Raw genomic sequence first — 296 nt, forward strand, 5'->3', positions numbered from 1 at the left:
GTCGAGGCAGACCCAGCAATGCGCCGACAGGCGCGGCTCGTTCATCGACCTGGTATCGACACCGAAGCGCAATTCCGGATCGAGACCGGCCATGCGCAGGAAGCGGAAGCCGAGCAGCCCCTCCCTCAGGCATCTGCGGTCGCGCATCAGCCAAGGATGCCGGACCGTGCGGTTGACCCGGGTGACGATGTAGGCCGAAGGCAAGCCGCGATAGGGTGCGGGCGCGTTGAGCGGCGCCCATTTCAGCACCGTCTCGAAGTCGCGCTGGCCGATCAGCACCGGCATCAGCCGGGCGC

The 296-nt window shown here is 67.6% G+C and carries 1 protein-coding gene; it reads right to left on the reverse strand.

All coding sequences use genetic code 11. The features are described from left to right. Positions 1 to 296, reverse strand: a 296-nt coding sequence (locus EN859_RS37050; RefSeq protein ID WP_135913738.1) for a lasso peptide biosynthesis B2 protein, incomplete at both ends; no start/stop codon positions are given.

This window comes from Mesorhizobium sp. M00.F.Ca.ET.216.01.1.1 (genome assembly GCF_004010325.2).
Lineage (GTDB): Bacteria > Pseudomonadota > Alphaproteobacteria > Rhizobiales > Rhizobiaceae > Mesorhizobium.